Source organism: Pseudomonas sp. LBUM1674 (genome assembly GCF_059695635.1).
On sequence record NZ_CP166779.1, the window covers coordinates 5,679,246 to 5,705,612 of the forward strand.

The following is a 26,367-nucleotide window of genomic DNA, read 5'->3' on the forward strand; positions in this document are numbered from 1 at the left end:
TTATTGAATGTTCCCGTCTTTTAGAGGAGCGCGACTCATGACCGTGATCAAGCAAGACGACCTGATACAGAGCGTTGCCGACGCCCTGCAGTTCATTTCCTATTACCATCCCGTTGACTTCATCCAGGCGATGCACGAAGCCTACCTGCGCGAAGAATCGCCAGCGGCCCGTGACTCCATGGCGCAAATCCTGATCAACTCGCGCATGTGTGCCACCGGCCACCGCCCGATCTGCCAGGACACCGGCATCGTCACCGTCTTCGTCCGCGTGGGCATGGATGTGCGTTGGGATGGCGCCACCATGGGCCTGGACGACATGATCAACGAAGGCGTGCGCCGGGCTTACAACCTGCCGGAAAACGTCCTGCGTGCTTCGATCCTCGCCGACCCGGCGGGCGCTCGCAAGAACACCAAGGACAACACCCCGGCGGTCATCCACTACTCCATCGTTCCGGGTAATACCGTGGAAGTGGACGTGGCGGCCAAGGGCGGCGGTTCCGAGAACAAGTCGAAAATGGCCATGCTCAACCCGTCCGACTCGATCGTCGACTGGGTGCTGAAGACCGTGCCAACCATGGGCGCCGGCTGGTGCCCACCGGGCATGCTCGGCATCGGCATCGGCGGCACCGCCGAGAAAGCCGCGGTCATGGCCAAGGAAGTGTTGATGGAATCCATCGACATCCACGAGCTGAAGAAGCGCGGCCCGTCCAACCGTATCGAAGAAATGCGCCTGGAGCTGTTCGAGAAGGTCAACCAACTGGGCATCGGCGCCCAGGGCCTGGGCGGCCTGACCACCGTGCTCGACGTGAAGATCATGGATTACCCGACCCACGCTGCTTCGTTGCCGGTGTGCATGATCCCCAACTGCGCCGCAACCCGTCACGCGCACTTCGTGCTCGACGGTTCCGGCCCGGCGTCCCTGGAAGCGCCACCGCTGGACGCCTACCCGGAAATCGTCTGGGAAGCCGGCCCGTCGGCCCGTCGCGTCAACCTCGATACCCTGACCCCGGAAGACGTGCAGAGCTGGAAGCCGGGCGAAACCGTCCTGCTCAACGGCAAGATGCTCACCGGTCGCGACGCTGCGCACAAGCGCATGGTCGAGATGCTGAACAAGGGCGAAACCCTGCCGGTGGACCTGAAAGGTCGCTTCATCTACTACGTCGGCCCGGTCGATCCGGTACGCGAAGAAGTGGTGGGCCCTGCAGGTCCTACCACCGCGACGCGAATGGACAAGTTCACCCGTCAGATCCTCGAGCAAACCGGCCTGCTGGGCATGATCGGCAAATCCGAACGCGGCCCGACCGCGATCGAAGCGATCAAGGACCACAAAGCCGTGTACCTGATGGCGGTCGGCGGCGCGGCTTACCTGGTGGCGCAAGCCATCAAGAAATCCCGCGTGGTGGCTTTCGCCGAACTGGGCATGGAAGCGATCTACGAGTTCGACGTGAAAGACATGCCGGTTACCGTTGCGGTGGATAGCAAGGGTGAGTCGGTGCACATCACCGGTCCTGCCATCTGGCAGAAAAAGATCAGTGAAAGCCTGGCGGTAGAAGTGCAATAACTGCGCTGAAACGCCAACGAAAAAACCGGCCTGTCGGCGACGACAGACCGGTTTTTTTTCGGCCTCAGAAAAACCGAACATATAAATCGGGCTGACCTGTCAGATGTGACAGGTCACAGCCAGCGCCTCCCCTGATAAGTTGAATGCACTTATGCGACCTTGTCAGGCGGAAACGGAAATGGCCACGGAAGATCAAAAAGGCAGCATCAATATTTCGGCCCCCACCCAACCCAAGATCGGCGGGGCCATTGCCAGCTTTGGCAGTTGGGGGGCTGTGGGCACCACCGGTTCAGCCTCGCTTGAATTGCCGCTGCCGATTTCCAGGGCGCCCAATCGTGACCTGGTGCCTGCCCTTTCGCTTGGCTACAGCAGCCATGTGGGAAACAGTCCATTTGGTATCGGATGGCATTTGAGCGTCAACGCCATTACGGTGCGAACGAGCAAGGGTGTACCGTTTTATGACAACAAGGATCTGATCGTCGGCCCCGACGGTGAGACCTGGATGCCCGAGCTTGACGCTGATGGCGAGCTCATCGAACACAATGAAACCGTCGACACGACAACCTATCGAAGGGTCCGTTATCAGCCCCGGATCGAGGGCGGTTTCGCCAGGATCGAACGGTGGTTCGGTGACAACGACGTTGCGGGCTTCTGGTTGATTCATAGCGCCGATGGCAGCATCCATATGTACGGCAAGACGCTGGCGTCGCGCCGGGCCGAACCCAGAGACCAAAGCAAACCGCTGGAGCCTGAACGCACAGGCGTTTGGCTGCTGGACGAAACCGTCAATACTCGCGGTGAGCACATCGTCTATGAGTACAAGGCGGAAACAGCTGAGCCTGCCGCACAGCAGTTTCGCGACTATCGTGCCCAGCGTCATTTGCATCGGGTGCTTTACGGCAACGCAGTGGCGCAGTCGACGCTGTATTCCTGGAACGCCGATGGCTGGACAGATGTGCAGTTCCACTTTCATCTGCTGTTCGATTACGGCGAACGCAGCCACGATCTGACGGTAAAACCGGTCTATGGCCCACCTTACTCACAGGACGGTGATCAATTCGGCGAATGGATCGTACGCCGCGATCCGTTCTGGAATTACGATTACGGATTCGAATTGGGCACTCGCCGCCTTTGCCACCAGGTGTTGATGTTTCACCATTTCAAGCCCGACCTGGGTGACTCGCCAATACTGGTTCAGCGCCTGCTGCTGGAGCACCACATCAATCCTCTGGATTACAGCCATCTGACCGCCGCCCACCTTCAGGCTTATGATGGCCAGGGCAGGGTCGAGAGCCGGCCACCGATGGAATTCAGCTACGTGCCCTTCGATCTCCAGAAGCAACATCCGGGCTGGAGCGGCTTCCCAGAGATGCCGGGGCTCAATGACGGCCAGCGCTACCAGCTGGTGGATTTGTACGGCAAAGGCATGCCGGGCGTGCTATGCCACCATGACAAGGCCTGGTACTACCGTGAACCATTGCGCGCCGACAGTGGCGGCGATGACGTGCACTATGGCGACTTGAAAGAACTGCCATACATTCCCATCGCCGATAGCAGCAAACCAATGCGCCAGACCCTCAGTGACCTGAACGGTGATGGCAAGCTGGAATGGGGACTGCACGCCCCGACCATGAATGGCTTTTTTACGATGCACCCCGACCGCCAATGGTCGACGTTCGTCCCCTATAAAGCCTTCCCGCTGGAGTACTTTCATCCCCAGGCGCAAATGGCTGATCTGGTGGGTGACGGTCGCACCCATGTCGCCCTGATCGGCAGCAATAGCGTGCGTCTGTATACCAATCTGGGCGATGACAGCGGTTTCAGCGCAGGCACTGATGTGCCACACGACAATGACGATGCCCTACCACTGCCGAGTAGTTCGCAAACAGAAATGGTGGGGTTCAGTGATGTATTGGGCAGCGGTAAACAGCACCTGTTCCGCATCCGCCACGACAGTCTGGAATGTTGGCCCAACCTGGGCCATGGCCGCTTCGGAAAGAAGATCACGCTCACTGCACCAAAATTCCCTTACGAGCGTTTCAACGCGTCGCAGGTCATCCTGGCGGACCTGGACGGCTCGGGCGCAACCGACCTGATTTACCTGGAATCCGACCGCCTGCGTGTGTTCATGAACCACAGCGGCAAGGGTTTCGCTACTGATTCCATCAACCTGCCATGGCCCGAAGGCGTGCGTTACGATCACTTGTGTCAGGTCACCACTGCCGACCTGCTGGGACTCGGCTGCACCAGCCTGGTCTTGACCGTTGCGCACATGTCCCCACGGCACTGGCGTTATGACTTCGTCAAGGCCAAGCCGTACCTGGTCAATCGCAGCAACAACAACATGGGCGCACTCAGTTTCATCGACTACCGCAGTTCGGCGCAGGAGTTTCTGGACGAGGAAAATGAGCAAAAGGATAAGGTCGTCGAGTCCGGTGTGCCGTTCGCGATGCATCTGGTCAAGCGTCAAACCCAGGTCGATGAAATCACCGGTAATCGACTGACCCAGCTCATGAGCTACCGTCAGGGATATTACGACCCCTTCGAACGGGAATTGCGCGGCTTTGGCCTGTTACTGCAAACCGACACCGAAGCCAGCGAAGTGGAACGCGCAAGCCCGGGATTCACAGCGCCGATCTTGAGCAAGACCTGGTTTCACATCGGCAAATCCATCGATCAGCCTCGGGACGATTATTACGAGGGCGACCCGGACGCTGTAGACCTGCAACCCACCCGACTGGAACGTTTTCATCAGCGCGATGGGGTGGCTGAACCCATCGACATGCCACCTGACGAGCAAACCGCCCGGGAGATCGCACGTGCACTCAGTGGCTCGACCTTGCGCACTGAAGTGTTCGCTGCTGATGCTCCCACAGTGCCATATGCCGTGGCTGAGCATCGCTTTCAGGTCCGCATACTGCGCTCGAAAGGTGAGCACTACCCTTACTCCGTGCTGCAACCCATGGCACTGGAATCGATCAGCTATCAATACGAACCTGAAATGCCGGATGACCCTCGTTGCCAGCACAGCCTCAATCTGAGATGGAACGAATTCGGCAGCGTGCTCCATGCTTTCGTCGTCTACTACGCACGGCGCAAGACCGACGCAACACCACCCTTTGCCGACGAACATGAAAACCGCTGGTGGACGGACGCCCACGACGATGCGCAACAGTGCTGGTACTTGACCGAATCCAAAGCTGAATTCATCCATGTTAACCATGATCAGACCTGGAAACCGGGAATGCCTTATCGACTGGGGCTGCCCTATCGCGAACGCAGTAATGCCCTGGTTCTGGAAAAGGCGCGGCTGAATACAAAAGACATCTGCCACAAGAACTTTGTCGAGTGGAGCATGGATGATGGGGAATGGGCGAAACAGTCGGTGCTCGCCGGTATGTCCATGCAGTTCTACATCGATCCTGCCACCGGCCAGACAATGGAAAAGGGCAAGGCAACGTTCCATGCACTGCCAGGCTACGTGGAAATCGCCGAATTGGACGCCAACGCCCTGAACGCTTACGACAAGCTCAAGGATGACAACGGCGACATGCCCTTCAATCTTTACGAAAAACTCGAATCAGTGGGTTACCACACCATGGGGTGGTTCCTGCCCGAGGTCGAACAACCCGAACCTGCGACCCCGCCCGACGCCAAGGACCACCTGTGGTTCGTGCACCGTGGTTTCCCCGGTTATCATGGCGCGGACGGTTTTTACAACATCCAGCATTTCCAGCAGACCCGGAGCCACGGCATCACCAAGGTCAGTTATGACCCCTACTGGTGCCTGCACACGGCCATCGAATTGCCGGACGGTTGCACGACCCAATCCCTGAATACCGATTACTGCACATTTCTTCCCGCAGCCATCGAAGACCCCAATCGCAACCTGCAGGAGGCGCGCTACAACGCCTTCGGTGAGGTGCTGGTTACCAGTTTTTATGGTACCGAGCTGGGCGAGAAGGTCGGCTTCCATTCACTGCGTAACTATTTGCCGCCTGACGACCGCAGCCCGACCCGCGCCATCGAAACGCCTCGGGAAGCCATCGGCAATTATGCGATGGCCATGTTCAGCGATGCTTTCAGCTGGATGGGCCGGATTGCGGCGACCGAATTACCGGGCGACGACTGGCGGGACTGGGCACGAGCAAACGGCTTTGTACTACCCAGCGGCCACCTCTGTGACCGCGCCCGCCAGCATCTTTTGCAGCTCGAAAACCCAAGCGCGGACGAACAGCTCCTTCAGCACTATGTCGAGGCCGCTCACCGGGAACCGGTCCACGTCGCAACCTTGCAGGCGGATCGCTATCCGGGCGACCCGGAGTTGCAGATCCGCATCGCCATCATCCACCAGGATGGCTTCGGCCGCGTGCTGCAAACCAAACAGGAAGTCGAACCCGGCAAGGCCTGGGTGGTGATGGACGACAGCACGTTGAAACTCAAGGACGATGGCACCCCGGAGGAAGCCGAAGCCTCGCGCCGCTGGCGGGTCAGCGAACCGGTCGAATACAACAACAAGGGCGAAAAAGTACGGATCTACCGGCCTTACTTCGCCGATAAGTTCCACCGTATCAAAGACGAGTCGCTACGTACGTTCGCCTATCACGATCAACAGTTCTACGACGCCGCCGGCCGCCCGACTCGCACCGTCCTGGCGAAAAGAATGGCGCAAGGTCCCGACTCGGAACTCAAGCCATTGCGCCGGGAGATGCGCTATCGCTGCTGGTACACCATCGCTTTCGATGAAAACGACCTGTTTGACCCGCCACCAGCCCCGATAAAACGCAATGGATGGACGCTCCATTGAACGTTCACGTGAACACCCCGCAGCTGGCGGTCATCGACAACCGCGGTCTGCCGATACGCCAAGTGGCGTACTGGCGGCGCGATGCCGACGAACTCATACCCGAGTCGCGGATCACGGCGCGGCACAATGATAGCGTCGGGCGGCTGGTGGCGCAGCGTGATCCGCGATTTCTGGCGCCCACGTCCCGACCGAACATGACCACGGTTTATAGCCTGTCGGGTGGCGTGTTGCTGACCGACAGCGTCGATGCCGGTTGGCGGCTGGGGCTGCATGGCGAAGCCGGGGCGACGCAGGAGGCTTGGGACGGTCGAGGCAGTCATTGGCAGAATGAATACGATAAACAGCAACGGCCCGTCGCAATCCATGAACAGACACGAGGTTCGGATTCACGAACCCTCGAACGCCTGACCTACGCCGGTAATACCGTCGAATTCGTCGCGCGAAATCAGTGTGGGCGGTTGATCCGTCACGATGACACGGCTGGCACGTTGCACTTGCAGGAGTACGGTTTACTGGGTGAACTGCTCATCCAGAAACGGCAATTTCTCAAAACCCTGCAACCCTCCGACTGGCCGCCATCACTTGAAGCTCGCAACGGATTACTCGAGCCCGGGGAAGGCTTCCAGACTCGCCGACGCTACAGCCCTGGCGGTGAACTGCTTTGCCAGGTCGATGCCCGTGGCCATCGCCAGTCCTGGCAGTTCGACCAGGCTGGCCAACTGCAACGGGTGCAGCTACAACTCAAGGAAAACACCACCGGGCAAACGATACTGCACAGCCTCAGTTACAACGCCCTGGGGCAGATAGAGTCGCAAACCTGCGGCAACGGCACGACCACCAGCTCGCAGTTCGACCCGGCCAATGGCCGTCTGCTAAGACTGCTGACCGACCGCGTCGGCCGCGAGCGCTTGCAGGAACTAAGCTACCTGCACGATGCAGGTGGCAACGTCGTAAAAATGCGGGATCACACGCAACCCACGCGCTATTTTGCTAACCAGATGGTTGAGGCTATCAACCTGTACACCTACGACAGCCTGTCCCAATTGATCAGCGCAAATGGCCGCGAAGCCTTGGGCCAAAGCATCCGTCCGGAGTTGCCCGAACTGATGCCCAATCCTGGCGACAGCAGTCGTCTGCTCAACTACACCGAACACTACGACTATGATCGGGGCGGCAACCTCATTGTGCTGCGCCACGAGAGCGCCCATCACGGACAGGCACACCGCCGAGCGTTCAAGGTCGCCGAAGACAGCAACCGTACACTGCCCTGGGATGAACAACGACCGCCGGATTTCGTTCACGGTTTCGATGCCAATGGCAATCTGCAAAACCTCAATCCCCACGACCGGAATATGCTGTGGAACGGGCAAAACCAGCTACAACAGATCACTCAGGTCAGCCGACAGGGTGGCGAGGAGGATGCTGAATACTACGTTTATGACCATCAGCGCCTGCGCGTGCGAAAACAGCAGTGCAGCGTCGCCAGCGGCGTTACGCATGTGCGTGAAGTGCGGTATTTGCCTGGGCTGGAAATCCGCACGCTGGATGACAGCGAACATCTGGAAGTCATCACCATTCAGACCGAGCGCGGTCAGGTGCGCTGCCTGCACTGGGTCACCCCGCCCCCCGACGATATCCAGCAGGATCAGTTGCGCTACAGCCTCAACGATCATTTAGTCTCCAGCACCCTGGAGCTGGACGGTCAGGCTGACATCATCAGTCATGAAGGCTACTACCCCTACGGCGGCACGGCCTGGTGGGCGGCGCGCAATGAAGTCGAGGCGAGCTACAAAACCGTCCGTTATTCGGGCAAGGAACGGGATGCGAGCGGGTTGTATGACTATGGGTTGCGGTATTACGCGCCTTGGTTGTGTCGGTGGATTTGTCCGGATCCTGCCGGTGCAAGCGACGGTCTGAATGTGTACGGGTTCTGTGGCAACAATCCGATCAGCCGGATCGATCCTGATGGGCAGATGTGGCAAGAGCACAATACGGATGCCTCTTTGCTGGACAGCGCGCTTGAGCAATTGCTGGACAATGAGCAGAGCTTGATAGCCCGTTATGGCTTGTCAACGATTGCTCCTCGGCAGCCCGAGCAAGACGATGACGAGGAGTCGATGTCTGATCCAGGGTCACCCGGTTCCTCTCATAGTAGCGCCTCGTCGGGCGGACCCACCAGTTCTGACAGTCCGACAGCCATTCAAGACAGCACTCTGGATGACCTGCAACGCATCAACCCTGAGTTTTATTACCAATGGAATGAAAAAAATCTGCTAATGAGAGGAAATTTTGGCGCCAAGGTATACCGGGCGGATCGGCGTACGCCTGATGAGGTAGCACGGCAGGGTTTCAATCCCTCTGACGATTTCGGGGGCGTTCGGAAAATGATCCGTGGAGACGCCTTGATTGTGGCCGCCTCACTCGAAGGAGCGCTGTATTACTCAACGACCTCGGACCATGAATATTATTTTTATGAAATCGATGCCAGTGAGATAAGTGGAGTCTCCCTGCTTGAAAATATGGTCTCGAATAGCCAGAAAATGTATGAACATCTCGGCATAAGCTTCCGGACCCCGGACATGGACGTGGACGAGGACGAGGACACAGACATGGACACGGCCCCGAGCTACACTCTTTTCGATCATACTGGAGGCGCCCACTCGATGGATGAAGTGCATTTGGGCCACGAAGAAGTGGTAACGCTAGGCAGTAACCATATTCGTTCATTGGGAAAAATGGAGAATGAAAGGCAACGAATACGCGACGCCTCCCGTCACTGAATATCGATCAATTGTCACCTGACACTGCGCATCCGCTTCATCAAGATCGAGACGGGGAGGTCACTGGCGCAAGATAGCCCGCATGCTATCTTGCGCCTCCTATCATTGGCCTGATTACCCCATGCTCCCAACGCCCCGCCCCCTGCGCCTGGCGCTCTATACCTTTGTTATCGTTGCCGGCGCAGCCCTCGCCGCCACCCTGGCCATACGCCACGCCGAGCGTCAGGCGCTGGTGGAAGACGCTGCCCGCGCCAACCAGCAATTGGGGTTGTACGCCACGTCTCTGCACACCCTGATCGAGCGTTACCGCGCCCTGCCCGCCGTGCTCGCCCTGGACCCGCAATTGCGTTCGGCACTCAAGGGCCCGCTGAGCCCCGAGCAGCAGGATGCGCTGAACCGCAAACTGGAACAGATCAACGGCGCGGCCGAGTCCTCGACCCTGGAATTGCTCGATCACACCGGTCTTGCCATCGCCGCCAGCAATTGGCGTTTGCCCAGCAGTTACGTCGGCCACAACTACGGTTTTCGCCCCTATTTCAGCCAGACCCGCACCCAGGGCACCGGGCGCTTTTATGCGGTGGGGGTGACCAGCGGAATTCCCGGTTACTTCCTGTCCAGTGCGGTCACCGATGACGATGGCCGGTTTCTCGGCGCGATGGTGGTCAAGCTCGAGTTTCCGGAACTGGAGCGCGAATGGCGCCAGGGCAGCGACACGCTGCTGGTCAGTGACGCACGCGGGATCATTTTCATCGCCAACCAGCCGGGCTGGCGTTATCGCCTGTTGCAACCGCTGAACGACGCCGATCACGCCGAACTTAAAGCCACCCGTCAATATGACAAGCAGCCCCTGACGCTGCTGGACTATCAATCCCTGCACCGTTTCGACGACGACAGCGATCTGACCCGGGTCGATGGCCCTGACGGCAAGGCCGAGTACCTGTGGGAATCCCTGCCGTTGGCCGCCGAAGGCTGGACGCTGCATCTGCTGCGCCGCCCGCAAGTGGCCTTTGAGGATGTGCGCAACGCGGCGCTGGCCGCTGCCGGGTTGTGGCTGGCGCTGGTGTTCCTGCTGCTGTTCCTCAACCAGCGCTGGCGCCTGGCAAAAATGCGCCAGCGCAGCCGCGAAGAGCTCGAACAGCTTGTACAAGAGCGTACCCGTGACCTGCGCACGGCTCAGGACGGTCTGGTGCAATCGGCCAAACTCGCCGCCCTCGGCCAGATGTCCGCCGCGCTGGCGCATGAAATCAACCAGCCGCTGACCGCCCAGCGCATGCAGCTGGCTACGCTGCGGCTGCTGCTTGATCACGGTCGAGTCGATGAAGCCTACAAGGCGCTCAAACCGGTGGATGACATGCTGACGCGCATGGCCGCCCTCACCGGTCATTTGAAAACCTTCGCCCGCAAAAGCCCCGGCGGCTTGCGTGAACGCCTGGACCTGGCGGCGGTGGTGGACCAATCATTGCAGCTGCTCGACACGCGCCTGCGCGATGAACAGGTGAGCACGGTGCTGCACCTGACGCGACCGGCCTGGGTGCGGGGCGATGCGATTCGCCTGGAGCAGGTGCTGATCAATCTGCTGCGCAACGCCCTCGATGCGATGCAGGATAAACCCTGCAAGCGCCTGGAAATCCGCCTGGAAGCAGACGAACAACGGTGGCGCCTGAGCGTGATCGACAACGGCAGCGGCATCGCCGAGGAAAACCTGGCGAAGGTGTTCGATCCGTTCTTCACCACCAAACCGGTGGGCGATGGCCTGGGCATCGGTCTGGCGGTATCCTTCGCCATCGTGCACGAATCGGGCGGACGCTTGAGCGCCGACAATCACGACAACGGCGCGGTGTTCACCCTCACCTTGCCGATCGATCCAGAGGCCAATGGCGCATGCTGAATTCAGTGATAGTGGTCGACGATGAAAGCAGCATCCGCGACGCCGTCGAACAATGGCTGAGCCTGTCGGGTTTCGAGGTGCAGCTGTTCAGCCGTGCCGATGAATGCCTGGCGCAGTTGCCGAAACATTTCCCCGGGGTGATCCTCAGCGACGTGCGCATGCCCGGCATGACCGGCCTGGAACTGCTGGCCGAAGTGCAGCGCCGCGATGCCGATCTGCCGGTGATCCTGCTGACCGGCCATGGCGATGTGCCGATGGCGGTCGAGGCGATGCGCGATGGCGCCTACGACTTCCTCGAAAAGCCCTTCACCCCCGAAACCCTGCTTGGCAGCCTGCGTCGCGCGCTGGACAAGCGCCGGCTGGTCCTGGAAAACCGCGCCCTGCACGAGCAGGCGGACAATCGCGCCAAACTCGATGCCACGCTGCTGGGCGTGTCCCGTGGCATGCAGACCTTGCGTCGGCAAGTGCTGGACCTGGCGGCGCTGCCGGTCAACGTGGTGATCCGCGGTGAAACCGGCAGCGGCAAGGAACTGGTTGCCCGTTGCCTGCATGACTTCGGACCCCGAGCAGCCAAGCCGTTCGTGGCCTTGAACTGCGCGGCGATCCCCGAGCAGTTGTTCGAGGCCGAGCTGTTCGGGCATGAAAGCGGCGCGTTCACCGGTGCTCAGGGCAAGCGCATCGGCAAGCTTGAATACGCCGATGGCGGCACGCTGTTTCTCGATGAAATCGAAAGCATGCCCCTGGCCCAGCAGGTGAAATTGCTGCGGGTGTTGCAGGAGCAGAAGCTCGAGCGGTTGGGTTCCAATCAGAGCATCCGCGTGGATTTGCGGATCATCGCCGCGACCAAGCCCGACTTGCTGGACGAAGCGCGGGCCGGACGCTTTCGTGAGGATCTGGCCTACCGACTGAACGTGGCCGAGTTGCGCTTGCCACCGTTGCGCGATCGGCGCGAAGACATCCCGTTGTTGTTCGAGTCGTTTGCGCAGAATGCCGCCGAGCGTCTGGGGCGCACTTTCCCACCCTTGAGCGGGCCGCAGTTGAGCCATCTGCTGAGCCACGACTGGCCGGGCAATGTGCGTGAACTGGCGAACGTCGCCGAGCGTCAGGTGCTGGGACTGGACGAGCCGGAACCACCGGGCGTCGATCCCGGGCAGTCGCTGGCGGCGCAACAGGAAGCGTTTGAAGCGCATTGCCTGCGCGCGGCACTGACCCGGCACAAAGGTGATGTGAAAGCGGTGCTCGAAGAACTGCAACTGCCGCGCCGCACCTTCAATGAAAAGATGCAGCGGCATGGGTTGGCGCGCGAGATGTTTTTGCCCGACAGTTGAGGCCTGCAGTGCCCGTTATGGCCCCATCGCGAGCAAGCTCGCTCCCACAGTGGATCTGTGTACGCCAAACATTGTGGGAGCGAGCTTGCTCGCGATGGGGTCGGCTCAAGCCACGAAAACTCCCGCCCATCATAAGCAACTTTCCGCTCACACAAAGCCAGACATAAGCGGAAATCCGCTCATCAAACCCCGCAACCCCCTCTAAACCGGCCCTCCCCCGATTGGCACAGCTCCTGCTATAGCCCCTGCAGGCTGCGTTTAACTGCGCTCCACAACAACAATTAAACGAAGGATCCTTCAATGGATAACTCCAATACCCTGCCCCTTGGATCGGCTGCCGTTCCGGCCAAAGCAAGAACCACCTCCAGCCGCATCAAGTCGATCTTCAGCGGCTCTGTCGGCAACATGGTCGAGTGGTATGACTGGTACGTCTACGCTGCCTTCTCCCTGTACTTCGCCAAGGCCTTTTTCCCCAAAGGCGACACCACTGCTCAGCTTCTGAATACGGCGGCGATCTTCGCCGTGGGCTTCCTGATGCGTCCGATCGGCGGCTGGGTGATGGGCCTGTATGCCGACAAGGTCGGGCGCAAAAAGGCGTTGATGGCCTCGGTGTACCTGATGTGCTTCGGCTCGCTGCTGATCGCCCTGAGCCCTGGCTATGAAACCATCGGCATCGGCGCGCCGATCCTGCTGGTGTTTGCCCGTCTGCTGCAGGGCCTGTCGGTCGGTGGCGAGTACGGCACCTCGGCCACGTACCTCAGCGAAATGGCAACCAGGGAACGTCGCGGCTTCTTCTCCAGCTTCCAGTACGTGACCCTGATCTCCGGTCAGCTCATAGCACTGGGCGTGTTGATCGTGCTGCAAAATACCCTGACCACCGAAGAGCTGTACGCCTGGGGCTGGCGCATTCCGTTCGCCATCGGCGCGCTGTGTGCCGTGGTCGCGCTGTACCTGCGTCGTGGCATGGAAGAAACCGAGTCGTTCACCAAGAAAGAAAAGGCCAAGGAAAGCGCCATGCGCACCTTGATGCGCCATCCGAAGGAACTGATGACCGTGGTCGGCCTGACCATGGGCGGCACCCTGGCGTTTTACACCTACACCACCTACATGCAGAAATACCTGGTGAACACGGTCGGCATGAGCATCTCCGACTCCACCACCATTTCGGCGGCCACGCTGTTCCTGTTCATGTGCCTGCAACCGCTCGTTGGCGGGCTGTCGGATAAAATCGGTCGTCGGCCAATCCTGATTGCCTTCGGCATCCTGGGGACGCTGTTCACCGTGCCGATCCTCACCACCCTTCACACCATCACCACCTGGTGGGGCGCGTTCTTCCTGATCATGGCAGCGCTGATCATCGTCAGCGGCTATACCTCGATCAACGCGGTGGTCAAAGCCGAACTGTTCCCGACCGAAATCCGTGCGCTGGGCGTTGGTTTGCCGTACGCACTGACCGTGTCGATCTTCGGCGGTACCGCTGAATACATCGCGCTGTGGTTCAAGAGCATCGGCATGGAAACCGGTTACTACTGGTATGTCACTGCGTGCATTGCCGTGTCGCTGCTGGTGTATATCACCATGAAAGACACCCGCAAGCATTCGCGGATCGAGACGGACTGAGTTCGCCAACGCAACAAAAACAGGGGCAGACCTTAACGGGTCTGCCCCTTTTTATTTAACCGACAAAAAACCCTGTAGGAACCGGCTTGCTGGCGAAGGTGTGTCAGTCGACATCCACTTGGCTGACACACCATTGCCAGCAAGCCGGCTCCTACAGGGAGCGAGGCGACTGGAAATTAGCGGTTCGCCCTTGCACTATGGCCCGATCCCGAAAGAATCCCCCAGGAACCCCTTCCATGCCCGACGACATCCACTTCTACGAACCCGCCAATGGCCATGGCCTGCCCCACGATCCGTTCAATGCGATCGTCGGCCCGCGCCCCATCGGCTGGATTTCTTCACAGGATGCCAACGGCCGCTTGAACCTGGCGCCCTACAGCTTCTTCAACGCCTTCAATTACATCCCGCCAATCATTGGTTTTTCCAGCGTCGGCCGCAAAGACAGCCTGAACAACATCGAACAGACGGGCGAATTCGCCTGGAACCTGGCGACCCGGCCGCTGGCCGAGCAAATGAACCAGAGCTGCGCCATGGTCGCGCCTGAGGTCAACGAATTCGAGCTGTCCGGACTGACGCCGGCCGCCTCGAAAATCATTCAGGTGCCACGGGTGGCGGAAAGTCCGGTGTCGTTCGAGTGCAAGGTCACCCAGATCATTCAGTTGCAGCGGGCAGACGGAAACGTGGTGCCCAGCTGGTTGATCCTCGGCGAAGTGGTCGCCGTGCATATCGCCAAATGGTTGCTCAAGGACGGGGTGTACGACACCGCCGCGGCAGAACCGATTCTGCGCGGCGGCGGGCCAGCGGATTATTTCCAGCTGGGGCCTGAGGCATTGTTCAAGATGTTCCGCCCGGGAGCGGTCAAGTAATTACCAGATCAGGTCGCCGTCTTCGCCGACGCCCTTGAGGCGAGTCAGTTCCAGGGCGGCAGCCTCGTCCGCTTCTCTGGCGGTCTTGAACGTCTGGTCTTCCAGCAGTTTGTTGAAGCGCGGTGCACCCGAGCCACCGATTGGTTTGGTGGCAATCGCCGCGTAGTAACCACCCTCACGGGGCACTACGGCCGATACGGCTTCGAAGGTTTCAAAGGCTTTGCGTGCCATGTCGCGGATCCTGGCTAATGGAGAATGGCGCCATTAAACCTTCAACCGGCCAGTTTGTGTACCGGTGCTTGTGCGTGACCCGAGGCCTGACCCGCCGAGACGTCCCTGAAGGTATGGAAATCCAGGCTGTTGACCACCAACTCCTGCACCAGCTCGGCAAAGATCTCCATGGCCGGGCTGTTGAAATAGGCGGTCATGGCTTGTTGATTGATCCAGAAACCGGACACTAGCCACAACTCGGAATCGCACTGCGAATGCTGCAAGGCAAAGCTCAAGCAGCCAGGCGCGTTACGCGACGGCTCGATCAAGGCACTCAGGCGCGCACCGAGTTCTGCCGAACGCCCGGCGCGGGCGCGGACAAAGGCCATATGACTGACGGGGATCTGCGTAGACATGTTCAACCCTCCCAGGTAGTCGACCGCAGCCGTGGGACGGGCTGCGACAGGATCCAAGGTTAAGCGCCCGGACGCAGCCGCGTTAGTCGATTCCTGCCGGCTTGTTGCACAATCCTGCGCGGCTGTACCCGGCACCTGTAACAACCTGTAAAACCTGTCACCGGGCTGTCATACGACTTTCAAGCAAGTTTTCCGGGCACTGAACGGTCTTGGCAGTGCGCCCTCTCCAGCCCGTGCAGAATCAGGCAAGCTTTTCGCAGGATATGTCTACCGCTGTGCCTTGCACAAACTTAAGCTCTGCTCATTTCCAACGCCGCAAAGAGGATGCCTGCATGTCGTCACTCGATCATTCTCAGGCCCCGCTGGACGCCGACATGGAGAAGCAGCGCACGGAACTGGCCGCCATCATCCGCCGTAACACGCAGGACGATGGCACTTATGCCACTGCCGTCGGCTCGCTGTTCATGTCGCGCCACAGCCAGTCCCATGAGTTTGCCCCGGTGCTGGCGCAACCGGCGCTGTGCATCATGGCCCAGGGGCGCAAGGAAGTGCGGCTGGCCGACGAGTTCTTCAACTACGACCCGCTGAATTACCTGGTGGTGTCAGTGTCGATGCCCTTGAGCGGACGGGTCGTGAATGTTTCCCCCGAAGAACCCATCCTCGCCGTGCGGCTGGACATCGATCCCGCGCAAATCACCGCACTGATTGCCGACGCCGGCCCGATCGGGGTGCCCGCCCGGCCCACTGGCCGCGGCCTGTATGTCGAGCGGCTCGACACCGCGATGCTCGACGCCGTACTGCGCCTGGCTCGCCTGCTGGACACTCCGAAAGACATCGCCATGCTCGCGCCGCTGATTCGGCGGGAGATTCTCTACCGACTGTTGCGCAGCCAGCAGGGCCATCGGCTGTATGAAATTGCCATCACCAACAGCCAGAGCCATCGCATCAGCCAGGCCATCAAATGGCTCAACGGCAATTATGAGCAGCCGCTGCGCATCGATGATCTGGCCAAGGAAGTGAACCTGAGCGTGTCGACGCTGCATCATCGGTTCAAGGCAATGACGGCGATGAGTCCGTTGCAGTATCAGAAGCAGTTGCGCTTGCAGGAGGCGCGGCGGTTGATGCTGGCCGAAGGGCTGGAAGCGTCGGCGGCGGGGTATCGGGTGGGGTATGAAAGCCCGTCGCAATTCAGCCGGGAGTACAGCCGGTTGTTCGGCGCGCCGCCGCTTCGGGATTTGGCGCGGTTGCGCTTGAGTGTTTAGATGAGATTTGCGTTGGATTTACCAGCCTCATCGTCGGAACGCCGCCCGGAGCAAGCTCGCTCCCACATGGGATCTCCTGTGAACACAAAATTTGTGAACACCTCCGATCAACTGTGGGAGCGAGCTTGCTCCGGGCGGCGTTCCGACGATGAGGCCAGTACAGTCAACCCACCTCTAGAATCAGGCGCTGAGCACCCGACAAGCCTCTGCCGGCAAGGTCACCGACACCGGATTGCCAATGCTCAACCCAAACCCCTGACACGGCGTGCTCAACGCGGTAAACGACACCCCGGAACACTCCACGGTGGTTTCAATCGTCGCGCCGATATCGCGCACGAACGTCACCTTGCCCAGCAAGCGATTGCCCGCCGTAGCCTGCGGCTGCGACAGTTGCAGGTCTTCAGGGCGAATCAGCATCCTGACCTTCTCCCCCACCACTATGCTGCTGCAAATCGGCACTTCCAGGGCATCACCACCCGGCAAACCAATTTTGCCGTTGCCCAGCGCGGTGGCCGGGAAGATGTTGCCCGAGCCGATGAAGTCCGCGACGAATTCGTTGGCCGGATGGCGGTAGATCTCGATCGGCGTCCCCACCTGCTGCACCCGATGCTCACCCAGCACCACGACTATATCGGCCATGGTCATGGCTTCACGCTGGTCGTGGGTCACCATGATGGTGGTGATGTTCAGGCGCTGTTGCAGTTGTCGGATTTCCACCTGCATGGATTCGCGCAGCTTGGCATCCAGCGCCGACAACGGCTCATCCAGCAGAAGGATTTTCGGGTGATTGGCAATGGCTCGGGCAATCGCCACGCGCTGGCGTTGACCGCCGGAGAGCTTCGACACCGGACGGTCGATCATTTCCTGCAATTGAATCAGTTGCAACAGCTCCACCACCCGCGCCTGCTGATCAGCCTTGCTCACCCCGCGCAGTTTCAGCGGATAGGCGATGTTTTCCCCCACGGTCATGTGCGGAAACAGCGCCAGGGATTGAAACACCATGCCGAAATTGCGCTGGTGCGCCGGAGTGTGGCCGATGTCTTCACCGTCCAGGCGAATCTCGCCGCCGCTCAGGGTTTCAAGCCCGGCGATCATCCGCAGCAAGGTGGTTTTGCCGCAGCCCGACGGGCCGAGGAAACACACCAGTTTGCCCTCGGGCAAATGCAGGTTCACATCCTTTACCGCGCAGGCCGAGCCATAATGTTTCTCGACGTTTTCCAGAATCAGACCAGACATATGAATCACCTCAAGAATCAGAACGAAACGCCACCTTCACCGACCAGCTTCTCCAACGCCCAGATCAGGACGAAGTCGATCAGCACGATCAGCACGGCAAACGAGAAAACGGTAGGGTCGAGCGAAGACACGGTGCGGCTGTACATCCAGATCGGCACGGTCATGACGTCGATGGTGTAGAGGAAATAGGTCACGGTGAATTCGTTGAACGAGACGATGAACGCCAGCAGCATCCCCGCCAGGATCCCCGACTTCATCAACGGCACCACCACATCGACGATCGCCCTCAGCGGTGAGGCGCCGAGCATTTGCGCGGCCTCTTCAACTTCGCTGCCGATGGATAACATCGCGGCAGTGCAGTTCTTCACCACGAACGGCAACGCCAGAATCACGTGGGCAATCACCAGGCGCGAAGTGGTCATCTGGAACGGCAGGCTGTCGAACACCAGCAACAACGCCAGCCCCAACACCACCATCGGGAACACCAATGGCAGCGACATCAGTTGCAGCGCCACGGCCTTGCCGCGGAACTCGCAACGGGTCAGCGCGTAAGCCGCCGGTACCGCGACGATCGTGGCGAACACCATGGTCAGGCATGCCACCATCAGACTGGTGGTCATGGCCTTGCCAAGGCTCAGCACATCGCTGGAATCGGGCGAGACGAAGGTGTTCCAGGCGGCCTTGTACCATTGCAGGCTGTAGCTGCTCGGCGGGAAGTCGAGGTTCGATGCACCACTGAACGACATCACGATCATGGTCAGGATCGGCAACACCGCCAGCAGCAGGATGAAACCCGAGAGGATGCCGGCAAACTTGCCGGTCTCGCCGGGCAGCAGCCCATAACGCTTCTTGATCAGGGTGCTCATTGGGAAGCCTCCAGCATGCGCCGACGACGGCCGGTGATGTATTCGGACAAGGTCATGATCGCCAGAGTGGTGACAATCAGCACCACACCGGCAGCGGATGCGGCGGGCCAGTTCATCAGCGGCGCGATCTGGTCATGCACCATCACCGCCAGCATCGGCACGCGGCGGCCACCGAGCAGCAACGGCACCACGAAACTGCTGGCGTTGTAGGCGAAGACCAGGGTCGCGCCGGTAATGATCCCCGGCATGCTCATCGGCAGCACCACCTGGCGGAACACCTGCAAGCGACTCGCACCCAGGGTGGCGGCGGCTTCTTCGTAAGTGCGGGCGACACCGCGCATGGCGCTGGCAATCGGCAGCACTGCCAGCGGGAAGGCAGTCTGCACCAGGCCCATCAGGACGCCGTTCTGGTTGTACAGCAGCATGATCGGGCGCTTGATCAGGCCCAGGCCCATCAGCGCCTGATTGAGCATGCCGCCAGGACCCAGGATCACCAGCCAGCCGTAGCTTTGCAGCAGCAGGTTGACCAGCAACGGCAACAACACCGCAGCGAGGAAGATCCGTCGCACAAAGGGCGAGGTCAGCCGCGACATGGTGTAGGCCACCGGGATCGCCAGTACGACCGCGATCACCGCGCTGATCAAGGCCAGGCGCAGGGTCAGCAGCAAGGATTTGAGGTAATAGGGTTCCAGCAGCTGGGCGTAACTGGCCAGGCTAAACCCGGTCCATTCCGCGCCCTTGGTGCCTACGCTCATGCGCAACACCAGCAGGCTGGCTGCAATCAGCACGCCCAGAAACAGCATCGACGGCGAGAGGAAAAACCAGGCGCGGGTCGTCGGCGAAACACCCCGGGTGGCGCGCTCGGGGGCCACGCTTACCGGGTGAGTCAGAGGTTGGTGTTCCATAGCAGTGGTCTCGTCAATGGAAAGCAGCTGGCAAACACAAGCCTTGAAACCACATCAGCCCACTGTGGGAGCGAGCTTGCTCGCGATTGCAGACTGACATTCACCATCGATGTCGACTGACAGATCGCTATCGCGAGCAAGCTCGCTCCCACAGGGGATCTTCAGTGGCTGAAGATCCTGTGTTCGCCACTCGATCAGGAAGAAAAGATTTCCGTGTAGCGACGAATCCATTGGTCATGCACGGAGGCCAGGAAGGCGTTGTCGTGCATGATCGCCTTCTCGGCAATCTGCTCCGGCGTGAGGATGTACGGGCTCTTGCGTGCCTCGGCGGAGATGATCGCCTTGGCGTTGACCGGGCCGTTGTAGATGTCTTCGGCCATCTTGCCCTGCACCAGCGGGTCCAGGGAGTGGTTGATGAAGGCGTAGACCAGGTCGGTATCGCCTGGACGATTCTTCGGCATCACCGACAGCATCAGGTCGGTGTAGAAGCCTTCCTTCATGCCGAAGGTGGCGCCCAGACCGTAGGCCGGATCGCGGATCTGTTTCGGGAAGAATGCCGGTGCGTACAAGCCGCCCATGTCCAGCGAGCCGGTGCGGAACAGCTCGGCGATCTGGTTCGGGTTTTCCCCCAGGGTCACCACGCGATCCTTGAGTTCGGCGAGTTTCTTGAAGCCAGGTTCGATGTTGTGCTCGTCACCACCGGCCAGTTTGGCGGCGATGATGATCAAGTCCATGGCCTCGGTCCAGTTCGGCGGCGGCAGGAAGATGTTCGGTGCCAGGTCGGCGTCCCACATCGCGGCGTAGCTGTCCGGCGCTTCTTTTACGGTGCGGGTGCTGTAGACCAGACTGTTGCACCACAGCAGGTAACCAATGCCGTGGCCACTGGCGCCGGTGCGGTATTTCTCCGGCACGTCGACCAGGTTGGGAATGCGGTTGAGGTCGGGTTTTTCCAGCAGCCCGGCGGCGGCCAGACCTTCGGCGCCGACGCCAGCCAGGGTGATGACATCGTACTGCGGACGATCACCGGCGGCCTTGAGTTTGGCGACCATTTCCGAGGTGCTGCCGGTGCGGTCGGCGATGACCTTGCAACCGTACTTGTCCTCGAAGGTGGCTGCGATGTTGCGCAGTGCGGCCAGGCCGGTGTCATCGGACCAGGTCAGCAGGCGCAGGGTCTTGCCCTGGAAGCGCGTGTCGCTGGCATTGGCCCGGACGAAGGGCAGACTCATGGCCGCTGCGGCTACGGACGCCACGCCCACGGTTTTGATGAATTGACGTCTGTTCAGATCATGATCGCCCATGAAGGACTCCCTTTGTTTTTGTAAGTATGAGGTGGGTCGCAACCCTTGCATCCGCGCGGTCGAATCTGCTTGAAGCCCCGGTTTCAAAGGGCAAGAGCGGCGTCGACAGCTTCATCCTGAGGTCGTGCAAAACACCTGACTATCGATAAAAACTCATTGAAGCCATGACGACAGTGCATGCCTCATCAAGAGGCATGCATTGACCGTTTTCGAGCCGTCAGAGCGCTCGAATCACGTGTTTTATTTCTTGAAAAGCCTGTAAGCCCCACGGTCCCAGCTCGCGGCCGATGCTGCTCTGTTTGTAGCCACCCCAGGCGGTCTGCGGGAAGATCACTTGCGGCGCGTTGATCCACACCAGCCCCGCCTGCAAGGCATTGGCGACCCGATCCGCAGCCTCGGTGTCGCGAGTGACCACGCTGGCCACCAGGCCGAACTGGCTGTCATTGGCCAAGGCAGTCGCCTCGGCTTCGGAGGTGAAACTGCGCACGCAGATCACCGGACCGAAGATTTCTTCACACCACAGCGCACTGTTGAGGGGCACTTCGGTGAAAATCGTCGGCTGCAAAAAATAGCCGCGCGGCAGGTCTGCCGGGCGATTGCCGCCGCAAACCAGGCTGGCGCCGGCACTCAAACCGCGATCGATGTGACCGAGCACACGCTGGTATTGCGCCTGATTGACCAGTGCGCCCATTTCCACGTTCGGGTCGAACGGATCAGCGACGCGAATCGCTTCGGCGCGAGTTTTCAGTTTCGATAGAAACTCATCGGCCACCTCATCGGCGACCAGCACGCGGCTGGTGGCCGAACACATCTGCCCGGCGTTGAAGAAGCCGCCGCCACAGGCCACTTCAACGGCCAGTTCGAGATCGGCATCGGCGAGCACCAGCAACGAGGATTTACCGCCCAGTTCCAGGCTGACGCCCTTCACCGTTTCCGCTGCCCGTTGCATCACTTGCACGCCGACCGCATTACTGCCGGTGAAGGAGATCTTGGCGATTCGCGGATCAGCCGACAGCGGCGCACCGACCGCCAGGCCAGTGCCGCAGACCAGGTTGAACACACCCTTGGGCAGACCCGCCTCGGCGATGATAGCGGCCAGTTCCAGCTCCGGCAGCGGAGTGACTTCCGAGGGTTTGAGCACCACGCAGCAACCGGCGGCCAACGCCGGGGCGAGTTTCCAGGCGGTAGTGACCATCGGGAAATTCCACGGCACGATCAGGCCGACCACACCGCAAGGCTCACGGCGCAGGCGGGCGCTGAAGTCGTCGGTGGGCAGCTCCACGGCACTGTCTTGCCTGGCGTCGAGTCCTTCGGCCAGACCGGCGTAATACTCGAACGTGGCGACCACGTCATCGACATCGATGGCCGCTTCGAACAGCGGTTTGCCGTTGTTGCTCGACTGCAAATGCATCAACTGCTCGCGACCGGCCTGCACGCCCGCGGCGATTTTGCGCAGGATCGCACCACGCTCGGCACCGGTGGTGGTCGACCAGCCCTTGAAGGCTTCGGTCGCCGCGCTGACGGCTTGATCGACAGCGCGTTCATCACCGCCGTTGACGGTGGTCAACAAGGCTTCGGTCGCGGGGTTGATCACCCGCAGATGTTCGTTGCCGGCGGACCATTGGCCATTGATGTACAGGCCATCGAGCGTCGTAGGAAAACTCATTTCGACACCGCCTGCATCCACTGGGTCTGGTCGATTTCGATCAGCGTCGGGCCTTGGCGATCGGTGGCGGCGCGCAGCGCACTGCGCAGTTGCTCGACACCGTTGACGGCTTCGGCCGCACAACCCAGCGCCTTGGCCACGCCGATGAAGTCCGGGGTATAGATGTCCACGCCGACCGGCTCGATGGCGCGGTTGACCATGTATTTCTTGATCTCTTCGTAGCCCTGGTTATTCCACAGCAGGACGATCACCGGGGTGCGCGCTTCAACGGCGCTGGCCAGTTCCGGCAGGGTGAATTGCAGGCCGCCGTCACCGATCAGGCACACCACTGGAGGTCGGGCGCCGTTTTCAATGCTGCCACCGAGCCAGGCGCCAATCGCTGCCGGCAACGCATAGCCTAGGGTGCCGTAGCCAGTGGACGAGTTGAACCAGCGACGCGGGCGTTCCGGGTTGAACGTCAGGTTGCCGGTGTAGACCGGCTGGGTCGAATCGCCGACGAAAACGGCGTCCGGCAATTCGTGCAAGACGGTTTCCAGGAAGCGCGTTTGAGCCAGGGTCGGCGCGTCCCAGGTGGCGGCGAGCTCTTCGCGCAAGCGTGCAGCACGAACCTGGCCCCAATCGTTGCGGCGTTCGGCCAGCGACTTGTGGGACAGTGCGACCAGCAAGGCTTGGGCCGCATTGCGCGAGTCCGATACCAGCGCCACGTGCGGTGGATAGTTGCGTACGGTCTGGTCCGGGTCGATGTCCACGCGCAGCAATTTGCCAGGAATCTCGAAACCACCGGCGAAGGTCACGTCGTAGTCGGTCTCGGCCAGTTCGGTGCCAATCGCCAATACCACGTCGGCCTCGGCGACCAACGCGCGAGTGGCAACCAGACTCTGGGTCGAACCGATCAGCAACGGATGCCTGGATTCGAGCATGCCTTTGGCATTGATGGTCAGGGCCACCGGCGCATCCAGCAGTTCGGCCAGTTCAGTCAGTTCGGCAGCCGCATCGATGGCGCCGCCACCGGCGAGAATCAGTGGACGCTTGGCGCGGGCGAGCAACTCGGTCATGCGGTTGATCGCGCTCGGCGAAGCACCGGCGCGGTCGATGTTCACCGGCAGGCTGGCGAGCAGGTCATCGGCCTCTTCGACCAGCACGTCCAATGGGATTTCGATGTGCACCGGACGCGGACGACCGGCCTGGAACAGGGCAAAGGCACGGGCCAACACGCCCGGCAGTTCCGACGCCGACATCAAGGTGTGGGAGAACGCTGCCACACCGCCGACCAAGGCACTCTGGTTCGGCAGCTCATGCAGCTTGCCGCGTCCGCCGCCCAACTGGTTGCGGGTCTGTACGCTGGAGATCACCAGCATCGGGATCGAATCGGCGAAGGCCTGGCCCATGGCGGTGGTGATGTTGGTCATGCCAGGGCCGGTGATGATAAAGCACACGCCCGGTTTGCCGCTGGTGCGCGCATAGCCGTCGGCCATGAAGCCGGCGCCCTGTTCGTGACGCGGAGTGACGTGGTTGATGCTCGACCGGGCCAGCCCGCGGTACAGCTCCACGGTATGAACCCCGGGAATGCCGAACACCTGCTCCACACCGTAATCTTCGAGTAACTTGACCAATACTTCGCCGCACGTCGCCATGTCATTGCCCTTCTTGTTCGTTTGAGACGCCGGGCCTGCGCAGTGTTTATGATGAGTCGACAGGTCCCAGGGATGGCCTCATTGGAACGGGCGACACGTAGCCGCAACAATGGATAAAAAGTCATACTAGCCATGTCCTCACGTCATACCTTGGATCCCAATGAAACGATTGCCTCCCCTGTCGGCGCTCCACACTTTTCTGATCACCGCGCAGTGCTGCAACTTCACCCGGGCCGCCGAGCAGCTGTACATCACCCAAGGCGCGGTGAGTCGGCAGATCGCCGGACTGGAAGATCATCTGGGTTATGAACTGTTCATTCGCCAGGCCCGCGGCCTGGACCTGACCGCACAAGGACGGGAGTGGCTGCCCCGGGTCCAGCAGATTTTCGGCTTGATCGACGAGGCGGTGGAGCAGATCGGCGAGAAGCGCGAAACCCTGCAACTCAAAGCGCCGACCTGTGTCATGCGCTGGTTGTTGCCGCGGCTGTTGCAGTGGCAACGGGAACGTCCGGATGTTCCGGTAGAGCTGACCACCACGGTCAAGCATGGGGTGGATTTTCATCGCGAACAGTTCGATGCGGCGGTGATGTATGGCGCGCCACCGGACAGTGCGCGGGCCTCTTATCACCTGTTCGACGAACAACTGACGCCGGTCTGTTCCCGTCCAATGCTCGAAGGGCCGATGGCCTTGCAATCACCTGCCGATCTGCAACAACACCTGCTGCTGCACCCGACGCGAGATGAGCGAGATTGGAACGCCTGGTTGAAAGCGGCGGATATTCAGCTGAGCAATGTCGGCAAGGGCCAGCATTTCGAAACGCTGGACCTGGCGATGTCTATGGCGTCTCAGGGAACGGGCGTGGCGATTGGAGATTGGTCGTTGATTGGCGACGACCTGAGTGCCGGAAGGCTGGTCATGCCGTTTGATTTGAAGGTAAAAACCGGGTTGGCGTACTACCTGGTGTTTCCCGACAAACCCGGACCTTCGCCGAAACTGCGCGAGTTGATGGGGTGGCTGGTGGAGCAGGCCCAGTCGCGCTGAATCGGGTTACCACTTCATCTCGCCCTTGGCGACTTTGGCGCTCAGCTCCAGGGAGCTTTCTTCACCGAGGCTCGGGTAACGTTTTTTCATCGCGGCGATCAGCGCGGCGGAGTCTTTGGCGTTGGCGGTTTGTTCGTCGAAAACCTTGATGTAGTTGGCGGTAAACTGCACAGCGGCCAGGGAGCGTGCGCTTTCACCGAGGTAATGACCCGGCACGACGGTATCCGGTTTCAAGGATTCGATGGTGTGCAGCGTCGTCAGCCAATCGGCATGGGACTGCGGGGTTTGGGTGTCAGCCATCCACACGTGAATGTTTTCTGCCACCACCACACCGCCGACCACCGCCTTGATCGACGGGATCCATACAAAAGTACGATCCGGCTGCTGGCCGTCCAGGCCGATCACCTGCAATTTCTGCCCTTCAAGTATCAGGCCGTCGCTCTTTAGCACGTTCGGCACGATGGTTTTGGCCGGCATGTCAGCGCCCATTTTCGGCCCCCAGAACGCCAGTTTGCCGTCGACGGTTTTCTTGATGTGATCCACGGTCGGCTGCGAGGCGAGCACCTTGGCATTGGGGAATGCAGCGATCAGGGTGTCGAGGCCGAAGTAGTAATCCGGGTCACCGTGACTGATATAGATGGTGGTCAGTCGTTTGCCGCTGGCGCGGATTTTCTCCACCACCTGTTCGGCCTGGGATTTGCCGAATTGCGCGTCCACCAGGATCGCGTCCTTCTCGCCGCTGACCAGCACCGAAGTCACCGGGAAGATTGCTTTGTCGCCGGGGTTGTAGACATCCAGGGTCAAGGTCGATGCCGCCGCGTGGGCCGCGAAACCGAGAGTGACCGCGGCCAGCAAAATGTGCTTGAGAGTTGTGAAGCCGATCATCTGTTGCTCCGTTGTCGATGGCCAGGGTTGGCCGATGGCTCTGTAGGAGCTGTCGAGTGAAACGAGGCTGCGATCTTTTGATCTTGCTTTTGAAAAC

General features: G+C 60.3%; 18 protein-coding genes. 9 read left to right on the plus strand and 9 right to left on the minus strand.

Features of this window, described 5'->3' with window-relative positions; genetic code table 11:
• Positions 1–37: 37 nt before the first annotated feature.
• From ACA067_RS26155 to ACA067_RS26185, 7 genes are all read left to right on the plus strand, one after another.
• Positions 38–1,561 (plus strand): fumarate hydratase, encoded by a 1,524-nt coding sequence (locus ACA067_RS26155; protein WP_057960547.1) that lies wholly within the window; start codon positions 38–40, stop codon positions 1,559–1,561.
• Between the two features lie 178 nt (positions 1,562–1,739).
• On the plus strand, positions 1,740–6,368 hold the full coding sequence (locus ACA067_RS26160; RefSeq protein ID WP_497459141.1) for a SpvB/TcaC N-terminal domain-containing protein: 4,629 nt from the start codon (positions 1,740–1,742) through the stop codon (positions 6,366–6,368).
• Between the two features lie 8 nt (positions 6,369–6,376).
• The gene (locus ACA067_RS26165) at positions 6,377–9,148 is read left to right on the plus strand and encodes an RHS repeat domain-containing protein (RefSeq protein ID WP_497459142.1); all 2,772 of its coding nucleotides are present in this window, start codon (positions 6,377–6,379) and stop codon (positions 9,146–9,148) included.
• Positions 9,149–9,269: 121 nt separating this feature from the next.
• Positions 9,270–11,036, plus strand: a complete 1,767-nt coding sequence (locus ACA067_RS26170; protein WP_497459143.1) for a sensor histidine kinase — start codon at positions 9,270–9,272, stop codon at positions 11,034–11,036.
• Complete coding sequence (locus tag ACA067_RS26175) at positions 11,030–12,364, plus strand: sigma-54-dependent transcriptional regulator (protein ID WP_497459144.1); 1,335 nt, start codon at positions 11,030–11,032, stop codon at positions 12,362–12,364. Before ACA067_RS26170 ends, ACA067_RS26175 begins: the two co-directional genes overlap by 7 nt.
• Before the next feature lie 300 nt (positions 12,365–12,664).
• Positions 12,665–13,984 carry an MFS transporter gene (locus ACA067_RS26180; protein ID WP_497459145.1) on the plus strand — a complete coding sequence of 440 codons (1,320 nt, stop codon included), beginning with the start codon at positions 12,665–12,667 and terminating at the stop codon, positions 13,982–13,984.
• Positions 13,985–14,220: 236 nt separating this feature from the next.
• Positions 14,221–14,850 carry a flavin reductase family protein gene (locus tag ACA067_RS26185; RefSeq protein WP_497459146.1) on the plus strand — a complete coding sequence of 210 codons (630 nt, stop codon included), beginning with the start codon at positions 14,221–14,223 and terminating at the stop codon, positions 14,848–14,850.
• Here the strand turns inward: ACA067_RS26185 and ACA067_RS26190 are convergent, their stop codons facing one another.
• Both ACA067_RS26190 and ACA067_RS26195 read right to left on the minus strand, forming a co-directional pair.
• Positions 14,851–15,081: a hypothetical protein gene (locus ACA067_RS26190; RefSeq protein WP_497459147.1), complete on the minus strand. Its 231-nt coding sequence runs from the start codon at positions 15,079–15,081 to the stop codon at positions 14,851–14,853.
• A 41-nt stretch (positions 15,082–15,122) separates the two neighbouring features.
• Positions 15,123–15,476 (minus strand): antibiotic biosynthesis monooxygenase family protein, encoded by a 354-nt coding sequence (locus tag ACA067_RS26195; protein WP_497459148.1) that lies wholly within the window; start codon positions 15,474–15,476, stop codon positions 15,123–15,125.
• A gap of 332 nt (positions 15,477–15,808) precedes the next feature.
• On the opposite strand from ACA067_RS26195, the gene ACA067_RS26200 reads away from it, so the two are divergent.
• Complete coding sequence (locus ACA067_RS26200) at positions 15,809–16,738, plus strand: AraC family transcriptional regulator (RefSeq protein ID WP_497459149.1); 930 nt, start codon at positions 15,809–15,811, stop codon at positions 16,736–16,738.
• A 180-nt stretch (positions 16,739–16,918) separates the two neighbouring features.
• Here ACA067_RS26200 and ACA067_RS26205 read toward each other — a convergent pair whose 3' ends face one another.
• The 6 genes from ACA067_RS26205 to ACA067_RS26230 all read right to left on the minus strand — a co-directional run bounded on the left by ACA067_RS26205 (position 16,919) and on the right by ACA067_RS26230 (position 24,343).
• Positions 16,919–17,974 (minus strand): ABC transporter ATP-binding protein, encoded by a 1,056-nt coding sequence (locus ACA067_RS26205; protein WP_497459150.1) that lies wholly within the window; start codon positions 17,972–17,974, stop codon positions 16,919–16,921.
• A 17-nt stretch (positions 17,975–17,991) separates the two neighbouring features.
• On the minus strand, positions 17,992–18,840 hold the full coding sequence (locus ACA067_RS26210; protein ID WP_497459151.1) for an ABC transporter permease: 849 nt from the start codon (positions 18,838–18,840) through the stop codon (positions 17,992–17,994).
• Positions 18,837–19,745, minus strand: coding sequence for an ABC transporter permease (locus tag ACA067_RS26215; RefSeq protein WP_497459152.1), 909 nt, complete (start codon positions 19,743–19,745; stop codon positions 18,837–18,839). Before ACA067_RS26215 ends, ACA067_RS26210 begins: the two co-directional genes overlap by 4 nt.
• 194 nt (positions 19,746–19,939) lie before the next feature.
• Complete coding sequence (locus ACA067_RS26220) at positions 19,940–21,043, minus strand: ABC transporter substrate-binding protein (protein ID WP_497459153.1); 1,104 nt, start codon at positions 21,041–21,043, stop codon at positions 19,940–19,942.
• Positions 21,044–21,260: 217 nt separating this feature from the next.
• Entirely contained in the window at positions 21,261–22,709 is a 1,449-nt protein-coding gene (locus tag ACA067_RS26225) for an aldehyde dehydrogenase family protein (protein ID WP_497459154.1), read from the minus strand.
• Complete coding sequence (locus ACA067_RS26230; RefSeq protein WP_497459155.1) at positions 22,706–24,343, minus strand: 5-guanidino-2-oxopentanoate decarboxylase; 1,638 nt, start codon at positions 24,341–24,343, stop codon at positions 22,706–22,708. The genes ACA067_RS26225 and ACA067_RS26230 overlap by 4 nt, the downstream gene beginning before the upstream one ends.
• Positions 24,344–24,503: 160 nt before the next feature.
• Between ACA067_RS26230 and ACA067_RS26235 the strand changes: the two genes are divergently transcribed.
• Complete coding sequence (locus tag ACA067_RS26235) at positions 24,504–25,385, plus strand: LysR substrate-binding domain-containing protein (protein WP_497459156.1); 882 nt, start codon at positions 24,504–24,506, stop codon at positions 25,383–25,385.
• Between the two features lie 6 nt (positions 25,386–25,391).
• On the opposite strand, the gene ACA067_RS26240 is transcribed toward ACA067_RS26235, so the two are convergent.
• On the minus strand, positions 25,392–26,270 hold the full coding sequence (locus ACA067_RS26240; protein WP_497459157.1) for an MBL fold metallo-hydrolase: 879 nt from the start codon (positions 26,268–26,270) through the stop codon (positions 25,392–25,394).
• Positions 26,271–26,367 lie beyond the last annotated feature (97 nt).